This window comes from Mycobacterium sp. ST-F2 (assembly GCF_001905655.1).
In the GTDB taxonomy this organism is placed as follows: Bacteria; Actinomycetota; Actinomycetes; order Mycobacteriales; family Mycobacteriaceae; genus Mycobacterium.
In genome coordinates, this window is record NZ_JMHT01000074.1 from 1 (window position 1) to 17,000 (window position 17,000).

Annotated in this window: 14 protein-coding genes and 1 pseudogene; 12 read left to right on the forward strand and 3 right to left on the reverse strand. The window is 67.1% G+C overall.

All coding sequences use genetic code 11. The features are described from left to right. Positions 1-102 (forward strand): annotated as a pseudogene (locus EB75_RS30065) (SCO1664 family protein); the annotation flags it as partial. A 68-nt stretch (positions 103-170) separates the two neighbouring features. Further along, positions 171-836, forward strand: a complete 666-nt coding sequence (locus tag EB75_RS24865) for a GNAT family N-acetyltransferase (protein ID WP_073697924.1) — start codon at positions 171-173, stop codon at positions 834-836. 63 nt (positions 837-899) lie between these two features. Here EB75_RS24865 and EB75_RS24870 read toward each other — a convergent pair whose 3' ends face one another. After that, positions 900-1,157: a hypothetical protein gene (locus tag EB75_RS24870; RefSeq protein WP_073697925.1), complete on the reverse strand. Its 258-nt coding sequence runs from the start codon at positions 1,155-1,157 to the stop codon at positions 900-902. 138 nt (positions 1,158-1,295) lie between these two features. Between EB75_RS24870 and EB75_RS24875 the strand changes: the two genes are divergently transcribed. The 4 genes from EB75_RS24875 to EB75_RS24890 are packed head-to-tail and all read left to right on the forward strand — an operon-like array spanning position 1,296 to position 5,682. Next, positions 1,296-2,075 (forward strand): 3'(2'),5'-bisphosphate nucleotidase CysQ, encoded by a 780-nt coding sequence (locus EB75_RS24875; protein ID WP_073697926.1) that lies wholly within the window; start codon positions 1,296-1,298, stop codon positions 2,073-2,075. A 38-nt stretch (positions 2,076-2,113) separates the two neighbouring features. Then, on the forward strand, positions 2,114-3,352 hold the full coding sequence (gene mshC / locus EB75_RS24880) for a cysteine--1-D-myo-inosityl 2-amino-2-deoxy-alpha-D-glucopyranoside ligase (RefSeq protein WP_073697927.1): 1,239 nt from the start codon (positions 2,114-2,116) through the stop codon (positions 3,350-3,352). Between the two features lie 30 nt (positions 3,353-3,382). Next, a complete protein-coding gene (locus tag EB75_RS24885; protein WP_073697928.1) occupies positions 3,383-4,258 on the forward strand; it encodes an SDR family oxidoreductase in 876 nt (291 codons plus the stop codon). Beyond that, entirely contained in the window at positions 4,255-5,682 is a 1,428-nt protein-coding gene (locus EB75_RS24890) for a DUF1254 domain-containing protein (protein ID WP_142239807.1), read from the forward strand. Before EB75_RS24885 ends, EB75_RS24890 begins: the two co-directional genes overlap by 4 nt. Here the strand turns inward: EB75_RS24890 and EB75_RS24895 are convergent. Next, a complete protein-coding gene (locus EB75_RS24895) occupies positions 5,679-6,536 on the reverse strand; it encodes a PAC2 family protein (protein WP_174557722.1) in 858 nt (285 codons plus the stop codon). The two genes, EB75_RS24890 and EB75_RS24895, sit on opposite strands and share 4 nt — an antisense overlap. Positions 6,537-6,801: 265 nt before the next feature. Here EB75_RS24895 and metH point away from each other — a divergent pair, with 265 nt between their 5' ends. From metH to EB75_RS24910, 3 genes are all read left to right on the forward strand, one after another. Beyond that, positions 6,802-10,557, forward strand: coding sequence for a methionine synthase (gene metH / locus EB75_RS24900; protein WP_073697930.1), 3,756 nt, complete (start codon positions 6,802-6,804; stop codon positions 10,555-10,557). A 1-nt stretch (position 10,558) separates the two neighbouring features. Beyond that, a complete protein-coding gene (locus EB75_RS24905; RefSeq protein WP_073697931.1) occupies positions 10,559-11,224 on the forward strand; it encodes an HAD family hydrolase in 666 nt (221 codons plus the stop codon). A 77-nt stretch (positions 11,225-11,301) separates the two neighbouring features. Further along, positions 11,302-12,753, forward strand: a complete 1,452-nt coding sequence (locus EB75_RS24910; RefSeq protein WP_073697932.1) for a sugar porter family MFS transporter — start codon at positions 11,302-11,304, stop codon at positions 12,751-12,753. A gap of 266 nt (positions 12,754-13,019) precedes the next feature. Here EB75_RS24910 and EB75_RS24915 read toward each other — a convergent pair whose 3' ends face one another. Next, positions 13,020-14,426: an HNH endonuclease signature motif containing protein gene (locus EB75_RS24915; RefSeq protein ID WP_073697933.1), complete on the reverse strand. Its 1,407-nt coding sequence runs from the start codon at positions 14,424-14,426 to the stop codon at positions 13,020-13,022. A gap of 296 nt (positions 14,427-14,722) precedes the next feature. On the opposite strand from EB75_RS24915, the gene EB75_RS24920 reads away from it, so the two are divergent. From EB75_RS24920 to hisG, 3 genes are read left to right on the forward strand one after another with little or no spacing between them, the layout of a single operon-like run. Next, a complete protein-coding gene (locus tag EB75_RS24920; protein WP_142239808.1) occupies positions 14,723-15,766 on the forward strand; it encodes a hypothetical protein in 1,044 nt (347 codons plus the stop codon). Positions 15,767-15,815: 49 nt separating this feature from the next. Next, complete coding sequence (locus EB75_RS24925) at positions 15,816-16,097, forward strand: phosphoribosyl-ATP diphosphatase (protein WP_043401046.1); 282 nt, start codon at positions 15,816-15,818, stop codon at positions 16,095-16,097. A gap of 20 nt (positions 16,098-16,117) precedes the next feature. Further along, positions 16,118-16,963, forward strand: coding sequence for an ATP phosphoribosyltransferase (hisG, locus tag EB75_RS24930; RefSeq protein ID WP_073697986.1), 846 nt, complete (start codon positions 16,118-16,120; stop codon positions 16,961-16,963). Positions 16,964-17,000: the final 37 nt, after the last annotated feature.

The following is a 17,000-nucleotide window of genomic DNA, read 5'->3' on the forward strand; positions in this document are numbered from 1 at the left end:
CGGGACATCACCGGGTTGCAAGCGAGGGTTGTTGAACTGCTTGACAATCCGATCATGCCCACCCCGGATCGGCCCCGGCCGATCCCATGGCCGGCGTTTTGATCGCAGTTTGCAAACAGGTAACCGATTTACACCGCCCTACCCGTCGGTAGTGTTCTAGGCTCGTCCGCATGACCGACCACGACAGGGCCGCAGCCCGCCGCGAGATCACCGATGCCCTCCAGAAGGCACTCGACCGCAGGCACGAGGTGCTCGACGTCATCGTCGAAGCCGATAACAAGGACGCCGCCGTCGATGCCATCGCCAAGCTGCTGGGCACATCCCATGCCGGCGGCGAGCAGGTCATGGCCATGTCCTTCGACCTGCTGACCAAGGACGCCCGCAAGCGGATCGCCGACGAACTCGAAGACCTCAACTCGCAGCTGTCCTTCGCGGTGAAGGACCGCCCGGCCAGCTTCGGTGACGACCTGATCGTGCGCCAGTTCTCGGCCGGCGCCGACCGCGACATCTTTGCCGCGCGCACTGCCGACGTCGGCGCGGCCGGTGACGGTTCGGGCCGCGCGGCGGGCGATCTGGACGAGGAGATCAAAGCTGCCGTCGCCCGCGTCTCGGCGGAGGAGGCCGTCTGGCTCGTCGCCGAAGATGGCGGCGACAAGGTCGCCATGGTGTTCGGCGAGTTGCTGAACGGTGAGGTCAACGTCCGGATCTGGGTGCACCCCGAGTTCCGCCACCGTGGCTACGGCACCGCGGCCCTGCGCCGCTCGCGGTCGGAGATGGCGTCCTACTTCCCGGCCGTGCCCATGGTGGTGCGCGCCCCGGGCGCGACGCCGAAGTAGGCTGTGCCACAACGTAAAAGGGCTCCGGAAAACCCGGAGCCCTTTTGCGTTCCTGTCCTCGGATCAGCCGGAGTACGGCTTGGCCTTGACCGGCGGGGAAGCGACGGGGACAGGCTCGACGCTGCCGGGCGTCGTCGCGGTCGCGGTGGCACCGAAGTTCATGCTGCCGGTGGTCGGCTGGGTGTACTCGCCCGAGGCGGAGCCGTCTCCCGACCCGGCGACGGGCGTGACGGCCGGAGCACTGGCATGGATCGTGCCGTACCCGCCGAGCGCAACGCCCGCGACGATGCCGACCAATCCGAGTGTCTTCGCCACCTTCATGGCGTCCTCCTTCTTAATGGCTATCGCGTAAATAGTTGCTCAGATGTTATGAGCCCTATTTCGGCAGGACCTGCCAGCAGCCTGCAACGTGCCTGTGAATAGGCGGTTTCGGCTGTGACGTCCGCCTCGGCGATACTCATGGGCATGGAGGACAGCGGCAGGGCGCACAGCGATGTTGCGCTGGCCGCCGAGGTCGCGCAGGAGGCAGGGGAGTTCCTGCTGTCGGTGCGCGACCGCCTGGGCTCCCACGATCCGTACACCCTGGGTGCGGCCGGCGACCGGCACGCCAACACGCTGATCCTCGATCGGCTGCGGACGGCCCGTCCGGACGACGCCATCCTGTCCGAGGAGGCCGCCGACGATCTGGTGCGCCTGCGCTCGGACCGGGTGTGGATCGTCGACCCGGTCGACGGCACCCGCGAGTTCGGCCGCGGCCGGCCCGACTGGGCCGTGCACATCGCACTCTGGCAGCGCGACGGCAGCCCGCACGGGTCCATCACCGACGCGGCTGTCGCGCTGCCCGCGCACGGCGAGGTGCACCGCACCGACACCGTGACCGGCCCGCCGCCGCGTCGTCCCGGTCCCATCCGCATCGCCACGAGTACCTACCGGCCTCCGGCGGTGGTGTGGTGGCTGCGTGACGTGCTCGACATGGAGCTCGTCGGCATCGGCTCGGCCGGAGCCAAAGCCATGGCGGTGGTGCGCGGCGATGTCGACGCCTACGTGCACGCCGGCGGGCAGTGGGAGTGGGACTCGGCCGCCCCGGCCGGTGTGGTGCAGGCCGCAGGGCTGTTCGCGTCGCGCTTGGACGGCTCGCCGCTGCGGTACAACCGGCCCGATCCGTACCTGCCGGACTTCGTCATGTGCCGCCCCGAGTTCGCCGACACCCTGCTCGACGCCGTGCGCCAGGTGTCCTGATTCAGCCGTGTCTCGGGACACACCCTAAAGTCGATGTCATGCGATCGTGGCTGGCGCCCAGCGTCCCGAACCTGCCGGGCCGCGGCCCCGAACTTCGGCTCTATGACACTGCCGACCGTCAGGTCCGACCAGTCTCGGCCGGCCCGAAGGCCACCATGTACGTCTGTGGGATCACCCCGTACGACGCCACGCACCTCGGTCACGCCGCCACCTACCTGGCGTTCGACCTGGTTCATCGGTACTGGCTCGACGCCGGCCACGATGTCCGGTACGTGCAGAACGTCACCGACGTCGACGACCCGCTGTTCGAGCGGGCCGAGCGCGACGGCATCGACTGGCGCGCCCTGGGCGACCGGGAGACCGAGCTGTTCCGCCAGGACATGACGGCGCTGCGGGTGCTGCCGCCGCATGACTATGTCGGTGCGGTCGAGTCCATCGCCGAGGTCGTCGAGCTCGTCGAGAAGCTGCTGGCCTCCGGCGCCGCGTACGTCGTCGACGACGCCGAATATCCCGATGTCTACTTCCGGGCCGACGCCACCATGCAGTTCGGCTACGAGTCGGGCTATGACCGCGACACCATGCTGGCGCTGTTCGGTGAGCGCGGCGGCGATCCCGACCGCGTCGGCAAGGTCAGTCAGCTCGACGCCCTGTTGTGGCGGGTGCAGCGGCCGGGCGAGCCGAGTTGGCCGTCGCCGTTCGGTGCGGGCCGGCCGGGCTGGCACATCGAGTGCGCCGCGATCGCGCTGAACCGCATCGGTCCTGGTCTGGACATCCAGGGCGGCGGCAGCGACCTGACCTTCCCGCATCACGAGTTCTCCGCCGCGCACGCCGAATCGGTAACGGGGGAGCGGCGTTTCGCCCGGCACTACGTGCACGGCGGCATGATCGGCTGGGACGGTCACAAGATGAGCAAGAGCCGCGGCAACCTGGTGCTGGTGTCGCAGTTGCGGGCCGACGGTGTCGACCCGGGCGCCATCCGGCTGGGCCTGATGGCCGGGCACTACCGCGCCGACCGGTTCTGGAGCCCCGAGGTCCTCAGCACCGCGCAGGTCCGGCTGCAGCGCTGGCGCGCCGCCACCGCGCTGCCGGCCGGCCCCGATGCCACCGATCTGCTCGCCCGGGTGCGCCGCTACCTGGCCGACGACCTGGACACCCCGAAAGTCCTTGCCGCCCTTGATGGTTGGTCCACCGACGCACTCGAGTACGGCGGCCATGACGCGGCATCGCCACGGCTGGTGGCCGACGCGGTCGACGCACTGCTCGGGGTGACCCTCTAGTCACTTCACGGTGGGGGTACGTTTCGCAGCATGGGTTCTGTGAACGGGAAAGTCGTCTTCATCACCGGTGGTGCTGCGGGGGTCGGGGCAGAGGTGGCCCGCCGGTTGCACCGCAAAGGCGCCAAGCTGGTTCTGACCGACGTCGACGCGGCGGCGCTGGACGCCACTGCCGCCGCGCTCGGTGACGATGTCCTGACGGTGGTCGCCGACGTCCGTGACCTGTCGTCGATGCAGGCCGCGGCCGATGCTGCCGTCGAGCGCTTCGGCGGCATCGACATCGTGATGGCCAACGCCGGCATCGCCACCTACGGCTCGGTGCTGCAGGTCGACCCCGAAGCCTTCAAGCGCCTGCTCGACATCAACGTGCTCGGCGTGTTCCACACCGTGCGCGCCACGCTGCCGTCGGTCCTTCAGCGTCGCGGCTATGTGCTGATCGTGTCGTCGCTGGCGGCGTTCACCGCCGCTCCCGGTCTGGCGCCGTACAACGCCTCCAAGGCCGCCGTGGAGCAGTTCGCCAACGCCCTGCGTCTCGAAGTTGCTTACCGCGGTGTCGATGTCGGCTCGGCACACATGTCGTGGATCGACACGGCCATGGTCCGCGACTCCAAGTCCGATCTGTCGACGTTCGCCGAGATGCTCACGAAGCTGCCGTGGCCCATCAACAAGACGACGTCGATCGACAAGTGCGGCGAGGCGTTCGTGGCCGGGATCGAGGGCCGCAAGACTCACGTGTACTGCCCCGGTTGGGTCGCCGCGTTGCGGTGGCTGAAGCCGGTGCTGGCGACGCGCATCGGTGAAGCGCCGGTGGCCAAGTTCGTGCCTGATCTGCTGCCCCGCATGGACGCCGAGGTGGCCGCGTTGGGCCGCTCGTCCAGCGCGCACACCGAGGAGTTCGACAAGCGATGACGGTGCGGGTCGGCCTGGCCTCGTTCGGTCTCGTCGCACTGCTGTTGATGGTCACGGCCTGCTCCGGCCGCGACGCATCGAGTCCCACGCCGCTGCAGCCGCCCACCCCGGAGCAGGTACGGGCCATCGCGAAATCCGCTTACACGTACGGGTTTCCGATGGTCGACAACTACCGGATTCAGTATTCGTACTTCGCCGACAAGGCCGGTCCTGAGTACAAGGGCGCCTGGAACCAGGTCCATAACGTCGCTCGCGTCTACACACCCGAGGACAAGGCGATCCAGACGCCCAACTCGGATACGCCGTACTCGTTCCTGGGCGCCGATCTGCGCGCCGAGCCGCTGGTGCTGAGCGTCCCCGAAGTTGAACCGGGCCGCTACTACTCGCTGCAGTTCGTCGACGGCTACACCTACAACATCGCGTACGTCGGTAGCCGCGCCACGGGCAACGGCGCCGGCAATTACCTTCTGGCCGGGCCGAATTGGCACGGTGCGACGCCGGCGGGCATCGAGCGGGTGATCCGCAGCTCGACGGAGCTGGCGTTCGTGCTGTACCGCACCCAGCTGTTCGGGCCGAACGACATCGAGAACGTCAAGAAGATTCAGGCCGGCTACCAGCTGACGCCGCTGTCGGCGTACCTCAAGGAGCCGCCTCCGCCGCCGGCCCCGCCCATCGACTTCGTCGCTCCGCTGTCCGCGCAGGATGAGCGCACCTCGCCGAAGTTCTTCGAAATCCTCAACTTCGCAATGAAGTTCGCGCCGGCGCAGCCTGCCGAGGAAGTCATGCGGCAGCGCTTCGCGACCATCGGCATCGGTCCCGACGGTACCTTCCGCGCCGACAGTCTCACTCCCGAGAACCGCAAGGCCGTCGAGGCCGGGATGGCCGACGCCTGGGCGGCGTTCGAGACCTTCAAGAAGGACAAGTTCGACACCGGCGAGGTGACGTCGGCCCAGTTGTTCGGCACCGCAAGCGATCTCAAGGGAAACTACCTGTACCGCATGGCGGGCGCCGTGCTCGGCATCTACGGCAACACCGCGGCCGAGGCGATCTATCCGGGTGCGTCGAACGACAGCACGGGTGCGCCGCTGACCGGTGCGAACAACTACACCCTGCGGTTCGCCCCCGGACAGCTGCCCCCGGTCAACGCCTTCTGGTCGGTCACCGTCTACGAGATGCCGCAGAGCCTGCTGGTGGCCAACCCCATCAACCGCTACCTGATCAACTCGGCGATGCTGCCCACCCTGATCAAAGACCCCGACGGCGGCATCACGCTGAACCTGCAGAACAGGTCACCGGGGCCGGCGCGCGAAGCCAACTGGCTGCCGACCCCGACCGGACCGTTCGTCATCGCGATGCGGCTGTACTGGCCCAAACCCGAAGCACTCGACGGCACCTGGAAGGCCCCCAAGCCCGTGCGGGTCTAACGCCCTCTGCGCTTCAGGTACCGCTCGAACTCCGCGGCCAGGGCGTCGCCGTCGATCTTGCCGAGGGCCTCGTTCATGTCGACCTCGGCGTCGCCGCGCTCCTCGAGGGACTGCACATATTCGGCGATCTCCTCGTCGTCGGCCGTCATCTCGGTGACCGACTCTTCCCACTCCTCGGCCTGCGCCGGCAGGTCGCCGAGCGGCACCTCGACGTCCAGGGCGTCCTCGACGCGACGCAGCAGTGCGACGGTGGCCTTGGGGCACGGCGGCTGCGAGACGTAGTGCGGCACCGCGGCCCAGAACGTCACGGCCGGGATGCCCGCCTGCACGCACGCGTCCTGGAACACCCCGGCGATGCCGGTCGGTCCCTCGTAGCGGGTCTCTTCGAGCCCGAAGAACTTGGCCGAATCAGCCGAGTACGCCGCCCCGGACACCGGTACCGGGCGGGTGTGCGGCGTGTCGGCCAGTAGGGCACCCAGGATCACGACGGTGTGCACGTTCAGCTTGTCGGCGATGGCCAGCAGCTCGGCGCAGAAGGTCCGCCACCGCATGTTCGGCTCGACGCCGTGCATCAACACCACGTCGCGGTCCGATCCGGGCGGCCGGCAGTGCGAAATCCGCATGGACGGCCACACCAGTTCGCGCGTGACGCCGTCGATCTGCCGGATCACGGGGCGATTCACCTGGTAGTCGTAATAGCTCTCATCGTCGATCTCGACGATGGTCCGGGCCTCCCACATCGCGTCCAGGTGCTCGAGGGCGTCACTGGCGGCGTCACCGGCGTCATTCCACCCCTCGAACGCGGCGACGATGACGGCATCGTGCAGTTCGGGCAGGTCAGGGCCCTCGGGCAGGGGCCGGTCGGTGGAGCTCACACCGCCAGCGTAAGCCCTTATCGGCACCCGTGAGCGCTACCCCTGGGCGGGTCGGGCCAGTAAACGGTTTTGGCGCTCCGCCTACCATGTTCATGTGACTGCACTGGACAAACCGCTGTCCAACGTGGGCGTCCGAACCTCTGACAGCTGACGACGTAGACTCTTTGAGGTCGAGAGGCGTTGCAACGGATTCCAGTCTGGCTGGTATCCGCCACGCTCGGCAGAGTTAAGGACGCCTTCCGTAATGGAAGGAACGCATGTGACTGCCGCCCCCGGGAAAACCTTCGTACCCAACATCCGCCCTGACCGCACCGCCGAACTGACGGCTGCGCTGAACCAGCGGATCATGGTGATCGACGGTGCCATGGGCACAGCGATCCAACGGGACCGGCCCGACGAGGCCGGCTACCGCGGCGAGCGGTTCAAGGACTGGCCGAGCGATCTGGTCGGCAACAACGACCTGCTCACCCTGACGCAGCCGCAGATCATCGAGGGCATCCACCGCGAGTACCTCGAAGCGGGCGCCGACATCCTCGAAACCAACACGTTCAACGCGAACGCGGTCTCGCTCGCCGACTACGGCATGGAGGAGCTCGCCTACGAGCTGAACTACGCCGGCGCGGCCCTGGCCCGTGAGGCGGCCGACGAGTTCAGCACCCCGGAGAAGCCCCGCTACGTCGCCGGGGCGCTGGGTCCGACGACGCGGACCGCGTCGATCTCGCCCGACGTCAACGATCCCGGTGCCCGCAACGTCTCCTACGACCAGCTGGTCGCCGCGTACCTCGAAGCCGCAAACGGCCTCGTCGACGGTGGCGCCGACATTCTCATCATCGAGACGATCTTCGACTCGCTGAATGCCAAGGCGGCGGTGTACGCCGTCGAGACGCTGTTCGAGGAGCGCGGACGCCGCTGGCCGGTGATCATCTCGGGCACCATCACCGACGCGTCCGGGCGGACGCTGTCAGGTCAGGTCACCGAGGCCTTCTGGAACGCGATCCGGCACGCGAAGCCCCTCGCGGTGGGACTCAACTGCGCCCTGGGTGCACCCGAGATGCGGCCGTACATCGCCGAGATGGCCCGGATCGCGGACACCTACGTCTCCTGCTACCCGAATGCGGGCCTGCCCAACGCTTTTGGTGAGTACGACGAGTCCCCGGAGCGGCAGGCGTCCTATCTCGCCGAGTTCGCGCAAGACGGTCTGGTCAACCTGGTCGGTGGCTGCTGTGGCACGGCGCCGCCGCACATCGCCGAGATCGCCAAGGTCGTCGAGGGCAAGGCCCCGCGTGCGCTGCCGGACATCCCGGTGGCCACCCGGCTCTCGGGCCTGGAGCCGCTGAACATCACCGAAGACTCGCTGTTCGTGAACATCGGTGAGCGCACCAACATCACCGGTTCGGCCCGGTTCCGCAACCTGATCAAGGCCGAGGACTACGACACCGCCCTGTCGGTGGCCCTGCAGCAGGTCGAGGTCGGTGCGCAGGTCATCGACATCAACATGGACGAGGGCATGATCGACGGCGTCGCGGCGATGGACCGCTTCACCAAGCTGATCGCCGCCGAGCCGGACATCAGCCGCGTCCCGGTGATGATCGACTCCTCCAAGTGGGAGGTCATCGAGGCGGGCCTGAAGAACGTGCAGGGCAAGCCGATCGTCAACTCGATCTCCATGAAGGAGGGCGAGGAGAAGTTCATCCGCGAAGCGCAGCTGTGCCGCAAGTACGGCGCCGCCGTCGTCGTGATGGCCTTCGACGAGCAGGGGCAGGCCGACAACCTGGAGCGCCGCAAAGAGATTTGTGGACGCGCGTACCGGATCCTGACCGAAGAAGTCGGCTTCCCGGCCGAGGACATCATCTTCGACCCGAACTGCTTTGCGCTGGCGACCGGTATCGAGGAGCACGCGACCTACGGCATCGACTTCATCGAGGCCTGCGCCTGGATCAAGGAGAACCTGCCCGGAGTACACATCTCCGGTGGTATCTCGAACGTGTCGTTCTCGTTCCGCGGCAACAACCCGGTCCGCGAGGCCATCCACTCGGTGTTCCTGTTCCATGCCATCAAGGCGGGCCTGGACATGGGCATCGTCAACGCCGGCGCGCTGGTGCCGTACGACTCGATCGACCCCGAGCTGCGGGACCGCATCGAGGACGTCGTCCTCAACCGGCGCGAGGATGCGGCCGAACGGCTGCTGGAGATCGCCGAACGGTTCAACACCAAGGGTGCCGAAGAAGATCCCAAGGCGGCCGAGTGGCGCAGTCTGCCGGTTCGCGAACGGATCACGCACGCCCTGGTGAAGGGCATCGACGCCCACGTCGACGACGACACCGAGGAGTTGCGGGCCGAGATCGCGGCCGCGGGGGGACGGCCCATCGAGGTGATCGAGGGCCCGCTGATGGACGGCATGAACGTCGTCGGCGACCTCTTCGGCGCGGGCAAGATGTTCCTGCCGCAGGTCGTGAAGTCGGCCCGGGTGATGAAGAAGGCCGTCGCCTACCTGCTGCCGTACATCGAGGCGGAGAAGCAGCCCGGTGACGCCGACCGGTCCAACGGCACCATCGTGATGGCGACCGTCAAGGGCGACGTCCACGACATCGGCAAGAACATCGTCGGCGTCGTCCTGCAGTGCAACAACTACACCGTGATCGACCTCGGTGTGATGGTGCCCGCGCAGAAGATCCTGGACGCGGCCAAGGAGCACAACGCCGACATCATCGGGTTGTCCGGCCTCATCACGCCGTCGCTCGACGAGATGGTCAACTTCGCCGTCGAGATGGAACGCGAAGGCCTGGAGATTCCGCTGCTGATCGGTGGCGCGACGACCTCGCGTGCCCACACGGCCGTGAAGATTTCTCCGCGCCGTAGCGGTCCGGTGGTCTGGGTCAAGGACGCGTCGCGCTCGGTGCCCGTCGCTGCCGCGCTACTCGACGACAAGCAGCGTCCCGCCCTGATGGAGGCCACAGAGAAGGACTACGCCGCGCTGCGCGAACGGCACGCCCAGAAGCACGAGCGGCCGATGCTGACGCTGGAGAAGGCCCGCGCCAACCGCACGCCGATCGAGTGGGACGGCTACACCCCGCCGGTGCCGGCTTTCGGGACGGGGGTTCGTGAATTCCTCGATTACGACCTCTCCGAGTTGCGTGAGTACATCGACTGGCAGCCGTTCTTCAACGCCTGGGAGATGAAGGGCAAGTTCCCTGACATCCTCAACAACCCGGCGTCGGGCGAGGCCGCCCGCAAGCTGTACGACGACGCGCAGGAGATGCTCGACACCCTGATCAAGGAGAAGTGGCTGCGCGCCAACGGCGTCATCGGGTTCTTCCCGGCGAACGCCGTCGGCGACGACATCGAGGTGTACACCGACGACACCCGTACCGAGGTGCTGACCACGTTGCACAACCTGCGTCAGCAGGGCGAGCACCGTGACGGCATCCCGAACCGGTCGCTGGGTGACTTCATCGCGCCCCGGGACACCGGTCTGGCCGACTATGTCGGTGCTTTCGCGGTCACCGCGGGGCTGGGCAGCGCCGACAAGATCTCCGAATTCAAAGCGGCTCTCGATGACTACAGCGCCATCCTTTTGGAGTCGATCGCCGACCGGCTGGCCGAGGCCTTCGCCGAGCGGATGCACCAGCGGGTCCGTGAGGAGTTCTGGGGATACCAGCCCGACGAGAATCTGGACAACGAGGCGCTCATCGGGGAGAAGTACGTCGGCATCCGCCCGGCCCCCGGCTACCCGGCGTGCCCCGAGCACACCGAGAAGACGACGCTGTTCGGCCTGCTGGACGTGACCGGGCGGACCGGCATCGAGCTGACCGAGTCGATGGCGATGTGGCCCGGCGCCGCCGTCAGCGGCTGGTACTTCTCGCACCCGCAGTCGCAGTACTTCGTCGTCGGCCGGCTGGCTCAGGATCAGGTCGCCGACTACGCGAAGCGCAAGGGCTGGACCCTGCAGGAAGCCGAGCGCTGGCTCAGCTCCAACCTCGGCTACAACCCGGAGGACTGATTTGTTCAAGGCTGTCCTGTTCGACATGGACGGCACGCTCGTCGACTCCGAAAAGCTTTGGGACGTCGCGATGCACGCCTTCTACGCGCGGTACGAGGCCGTGCTGACCGACGCCGTGCGCGAGACGACGGTCGGCGGCTCGGCCGAGAACGTCATGCGCATCGTCTACGACGACCTCGGTCTGGACCCGACCCCGGAAGCCATGGCCGAGTCCGCGGACTGGCTACACGACTACACCGGTGAGCTGTTCGAGCAGGGGCTGCCCTGGCGGCCGGGGGCGCAGGAGTTGCTGAAAACCTTGGCCGCCAGTGACATTCCGCTGGCGCTGGTGACCAACACGCGTCGCGCGCTGACGGAGCAGGCGCTGAAAACCATTGGTAGTCACTACTTTACGGTCACCGTCTGCGGTGACGAGGTGCCCGACGGGAAACCGCATCCGGCTCCGTATCTGCGGGCTGCGGAACTGCTCGGGGTTGCTCCCGAGGACTGCCTGGCGATTGAGGATTCAGTGACCGGCGCTCAGTCGGCGGATGCCGCGGGCTGCGTCGTGCTGGTGGTTCCCAACGACGTCGAGGTGCCCGACGGACCGCGCCGCCGGCACATCGAATCGCTGGCGGGGCTGGGCATCGCCGATCTGCGGAACATCTACGTCGAAATGTGTTCGTAGGTGCCAGTTCTGGTCCGGTGACGCAGCCGCTGTGCGATTGTTGACGCACACCACGCAGCGCTGCGAAAGGACGTCCGATGTCCCATGGTCCTGTCGGCAACGACACCTCGGCGATCTTTGACGATGAAGAGTTCGACTCCGGCCGCAGCGCGGTGCGCATCGCGTCGGTCGCGGCGCTCGGTGGTCTGCTCTTCGGCTATGACAGCGCCGTCATCAATGGCGCGGTGAAATCGATCCAACTGCACTTTGCGATCGACAACAATTCCCTGGGGATCGCCGTTGCCTCGGCACTGCTCGGGGCCGCCGTCGGGGCCATGACGGCCGGGCGGCTGGCCGACCGCATCGGCCGCCTCGCCGTGATGAAGCTGGCCGCCCTGCTGTTCCTGATCAGCGCCATCGGAGCCGGGCTGGCGTGGAACATCTGGGTGCTGGTCGCGTTCCGGGTCATCGGTGGCCTCGGGGTGGGTATCGCGTCGGTGATCGCGCCGGCGTACATCGCGGAAACCTCGCCCGCCAGCATCCGCGGCCGGCTCGGGTCGCTGCAGCAGCTGGCCATCGTCAGCGGCATCTTCCTGTCGCTGGCCGTCGACGCCCTGCTGGCGCACCTGGCCGGCGGGGCGAGCAACATGCTGTGGCTGGGCCTGGAGGCCTGGCGCTGGATGTTCATCCTGATGGCCATCCCCGCCGTGGTGTACGGCCTGCTGGCCTTCACCATTCCCGAGTCGCCGCGTTACCTCGTTGCCACGCACCGGATTCCGGAAGCCCGCACGGTCCTCACCACCTTGCTGGGAGAGAAGAATCTGGAGATCACGATCGATCGCATCCAGCGGACGCTCGAGTCCGAACAGAAGCCCACCTGGCGCGACATGTGCAAGCCCGGCGGCGGACCCCTCAGCCTCTACGGCATCGTCTGGGTCGGTCTGGCGCTGTCGGTTTTCCAGCAGTTCGTCGGCATCAACGTGATCTTCTACTACTCGAATGTGCTGTGGGAGGCAGTCGGTTTCGACGAGAGTTCGTCGTTCCTCATCACCGTCATCACCTCCGTCGTGAACATCCTGACGACGGTCATTGCGATCATGCTGATCGACAAGATCGGCCGTAAGCCGCTGCTTCTCATCGGTTCGGCCGGGATGACGGTGACGCTGGCTACCATGGCCGTCATCTTCGGTACCGCCCCGCAAGTCAACGGTGTACCGCAACTGAGCGGCGTCGAGGGACCCGTCGCCCTGATCGCCGCCAACCTGTTCGTGGTCGCGTTCGGTATGTCGTGGGGCCCGGTGGTCTGGGTGCTGCTGGGGGAGATGTTCCCCAACCGCATCCGTGCCGCGGCGCTGGGTCTGGCCGCGGCCGGCCAGTGGGTCGCCAACTGGGCGATCACCGTCACCTTCCCCGAACTGCGCAGCATGCTGGGCGTCGCTTACGGCTTCTACGCGCTGTGCGCCCTGCTGTCGTTGGTGTTCGTCGCCAAGTGGGTGCGGGAGACCAAGGGCGTCGCGCTGGAGGACATGCACGCCGAATTGCTTGCGTAGCGCCGACAGCGAGCGTCTGCAATTGCAGTAGTGCACTACTGCAGCCGGCCACCGTTGCGAGCGTGACGATGAGTGCGGGGCGTCGGGCCTGCCCCGCGCTACGCACCAGCACCGCCCGCGTAGCGCGGGGTTCAGAAACGACCGAAAGCCACGGCGCGTCCATGCGCGAGTCAGCTGAAGGCGCCTGACGTCCCCGCTGCCGGCGCTGGGCAGCGGTCCACGTGGCACTGCCGTCGCGGCTTTGGATGCCGCGGCGGAATGCCGGATCAGTTTGTGGGACTGTCGCTTTCGCCGTCGTCATCGCTGCCTCCCTCTGGCGGGTACAGGGTGGGGTGCCAGTAGGTGTTGGTTCGTGGCTGTCCAACATCCAGTAGTGGTGGTGGGGTCCAGTGGGCGCGGCCGTTTGTCATGGCGCTGGTCCAGCCGGTGGTGTCTTCGAGGCGGTTGTCGCAGCCACAGGCCAGGGCCATGGTGGTGATGTCGGTTTGTCCGCCGCGGCTCCATCCGGGGATGTGGTGGGCCTGGCAGCCCGCGGCCGGGACGGTGCAGTCGGGGCGGGTGCAGCCCAGATCGCGGGTGAACAGGGCCAGGCGTTGGCCGGTGGTGGCGGTGCGCCGCGCCCGCCCCAGGTACAGCGGCACATCACCATGGTTGTCGAACACCGTGAGGTAGCAGGACGCGCCGGTGCGGGCGGCCAGGTTCAGTAGGTCTTTGACGGGGAGCTGGGTGCCGGTGTGCGTCACGGCGACCCCGGCCCGGTTCTCCAACTGCTCGAGGGTGCAGGTGGCGACGATGGTGACCGGGAAACCGTTGTGTTCCCCCAGATCGGTGGACAGCAGCAGCAGGCCGATGGTTTCCCAGGCATCATGCTGACGCTGCGCGGCGGTGCGGTGATCATGGTCGATCTGCTCCTGGGTCGGTGTCCCGGACGTGCACGGCACCGGGTCGGCGGGGTTGCACATGCCGGGCGCGGCGTATTTGACCATCAACGCTTCGTAGACGGCGCGGGCGGTCGGGGTCAGGACACCGCGCAGCTCGCTGCTGCCGTCGGGTCGCTGTTTGGACAACACCAGCGCCCGGTCGCGATCACAGTCCGGTTCCCGGTCCTCGGGTTCGGGACCATCCTGATCCAACTCGTAGAGCTTGCGCCGGACCACCGATCGCAGCGATTCAGGCGTGAGATTGCGGGCCGCGGCCACCAGCGCCTGCTCGGCGCCGTCGAGGCTGGCCAGGTCGGCCCAGGTGGGCAGTTTCGCGAAAAACGATTCGATGACATCAACATGATCACCATTGATCGCGCCTTCGGCGACGGCGGCGGCGACATGCGGGCGCAGCGGCGGCAGTAGTTCCCCGGTCAGGGACATGCGGGGCCCCAGCAGTTCGGCGTGCCGGACCCGGCGGCGGGCCTCGTCGCTGCTGAGCCGGTCCCGGATGCGCAGCGCGTCGGCCCAGTTCTTTGCCCCGATGTCTTTGGCCGTGGTCTGGGCCGCCAACGCGGCCTGGATGTGGTGATCGACCGCCGCGGAGGCGCACGCCAACCGTTGCCGCTCCGATTGCAGCGCCAGCAGCTCCGGCACCGACAATTGGCTGTAGTCCAGGGACGCCACCCGGGCCAGCGCCGTGCCGAGGCCGGTGTAGGCCTCGTCGACGGTGAGTGTGCTGGCGATGTCCATATTCGAACACTAGTACGAACCACCGACAAGTCGCTGTGCGGCGAATGAGTTGCCAGTTACCTGGTGTGACCATTGCAAACAGAATGGCAAAGGTTTCATTCGACCTGTGCCGCGGATGACGACCGGCCGCCGACCGGGTCTGAGGGGTGTCACGCGCTGACAGCTGATCGGTGGATAACTCCCAGGTCCCGCGACCTCATTTTTGACTACCGTGTTAATTGGTGGGCCGCTCGCGGTCGTCGCGGGTGGCTAGCCGGCATCCGGGCCGACGCCGCCGCTTAGACCAAGGGGCTGCCATGAGTACTGCTATCCGTCCGTGCATCAATTCATCTGTGGCGCTGTTGGTGGCAGGCGCTGTCGCCGCCACGCCGATCGTCATGCTGCCGGCGCATCAGGCGGCACCGGCGCTGAGTACCGTCGCTGTCCGTCCTGCTTCGTCGATAACCGACGCGCTCAACCTCTTCGGTGACCTCGTGGACTTCGGCTTCAATGTGGTGAGTGCTCCGGTCATCGGGATCGACGGCTTGCCGGAGTTCGCCATTGCGGCGGGTGTGGTGGCGCTCAAACACCCGGGGCTCGCGCCTAGTGCGTTGAGCGCTCTCGTGCAGTTGGCCCTCAATCCGGCGTATCCCGGTGCGGCGGGGTTCGTGTTGCTGAACCTCGAGCTTGTGAAGAACTTCTTGCCGCCCACGCTCGGGCCTTCGGTGTCCAAGGATCTGCAGAACTCGGCAGCCACGATCGGCGGACTGTTCACGGGCCTGCCCGACCCCACCACGGGCTTCGCCGCGATGGCCAGCTTCCTCAAGGCCCCGGGGCCGGCCCAAGTGTTGTCCGCGGTCACCCAGGTCGTTCCATCTGCATTGGCGGTGACTCATATGGTCGTGTCCTGGGCCGCTCACTTACCGGGAACCCTGGAGGCGACGGTCGAGTCGGCGATTCGCACGCCGGGCCAGATTCCAGGCTTACTGAGCAACCTGGTCACCGGCGTGCTCGGACAGACCGGACTGCTCGCCAACGTCGCGCAGAACCTTGAGCTCCCACTGGTCATGCTGCCGAAGCCGATCGGTGGCAACACCGGACTGGTGGCCACATTCGTGCAGAACGTCGTCAATGGTGTCTCGAGTTTCGTCGGCCATCTGCTGCCCACACCGGTGACGCCCAAGCCATTTGCCGCCGTTGCCCCGTCCAAGAGTGCCGCGCCGACGGCTACGGCGGCGTCGACGGCGGTCGCGGGCTCAACCCAGACCGGCACGAGTCAGCCCAATAAGAAACACGCAGATAAGCACAGTTCACACCACGTGACGTCGCCTACCGGTCACCAGGACAAGCACCACAAGTAGTGCGCCGTCGGCCCGGAGCGAGTGGCATTCGTTTCGCGCTGGGGCGGGCGTGAAACAATTGCAGCCCGTGAAGACCTTCGATGCGCTATTCGCCGAGCTCAGTGAGCGAGCGCAGACCCGGCCGGCCGGCAGCGGCACCGTCGCAGCGTTGGACGCCGGAGTGCACCATCTGGGCAAGAAGATCATCGAAGAGGCCGGCGAAGTGTGGATCGCCGCCGAGTACGAGAGCGACGACGAGCTGGCCGGCGAGATCAGCCAGCTCCTGTACTGGACGCAGGTGCTGATGATCAAGCGTGGCCTGACCCTCGACGACGTGTACGGCAAGCTGTGACCGGCGCATCGTCCAACGGCATGCTCCGCGTCGCCGTCCCGAACAAAGGAGCGCTCAGCGAGTCAGCGGCCCACATCCTGTCCGAGGCCGGGTACCGCCGCCGTACCGATCCCAAGGATCTGACGGTCGTCGACCCGGTGAACAAGGTCGAGTTCTTTTTCCTGCGGCCCAAGGACATCGCCATCTACGTGGGGTCCGGGCAGCTGGACTTCGGCATCACCGGCCGCGACCTGGCCGCGGAATCGATGGCGCCCGTCACAGAGCGGCTGGCACTCGGCTTCGGATCGTCGACGTTCCGGTATGCCGCGCCTGCGGGACGGGACTGGACCGTCGCGGATCTGGAAGGCAAGCGCATCGCCAGCGCGTACCCGAATCTGGTGCGGAAAGACTTGGCCGACAAGGGGATTGAGGCCACGGTCATCCGCCTCGATGGCGCGGTGGAGATTTCGATCCAGCTCGGGGTGGCCGATGCGATCGCCGACGTCGTCGGCTCCGGGCGGACCTTGGCGCTGCACAACCTGGTGGCGTTCGGTGAATCGCTGTGCGATTCAGAGGGGGTTCTGATCGAGCGTGCCGAGGTCGCGCCCGACCCGGCCCGCGATCAGCTCGCGGCACGCATCCAAGGCGTGGTGTTCGGTCAGCAGTACCTGATGCTCGACTATGACTGCCCGCGCAGCGTTTTGGAGCAAGCGACGGCCATCACGCCGGGCCTCGAATCGCCGACCATCGCGCCGCTGGCGGACGCCGACTGGGTTGCCGTGCGCGCCCTGGTGCCGCGCCGCCAGGTCAACGCCATCATGGACGAGCTGGCTGCCATTGGCGCCAAGGCCATCCTGGCGTCCGATATTCGGTTCTGTCGCTTCTGACCCACGCCGGTGTTAGCATCGCCGTAGGTTCCGCACC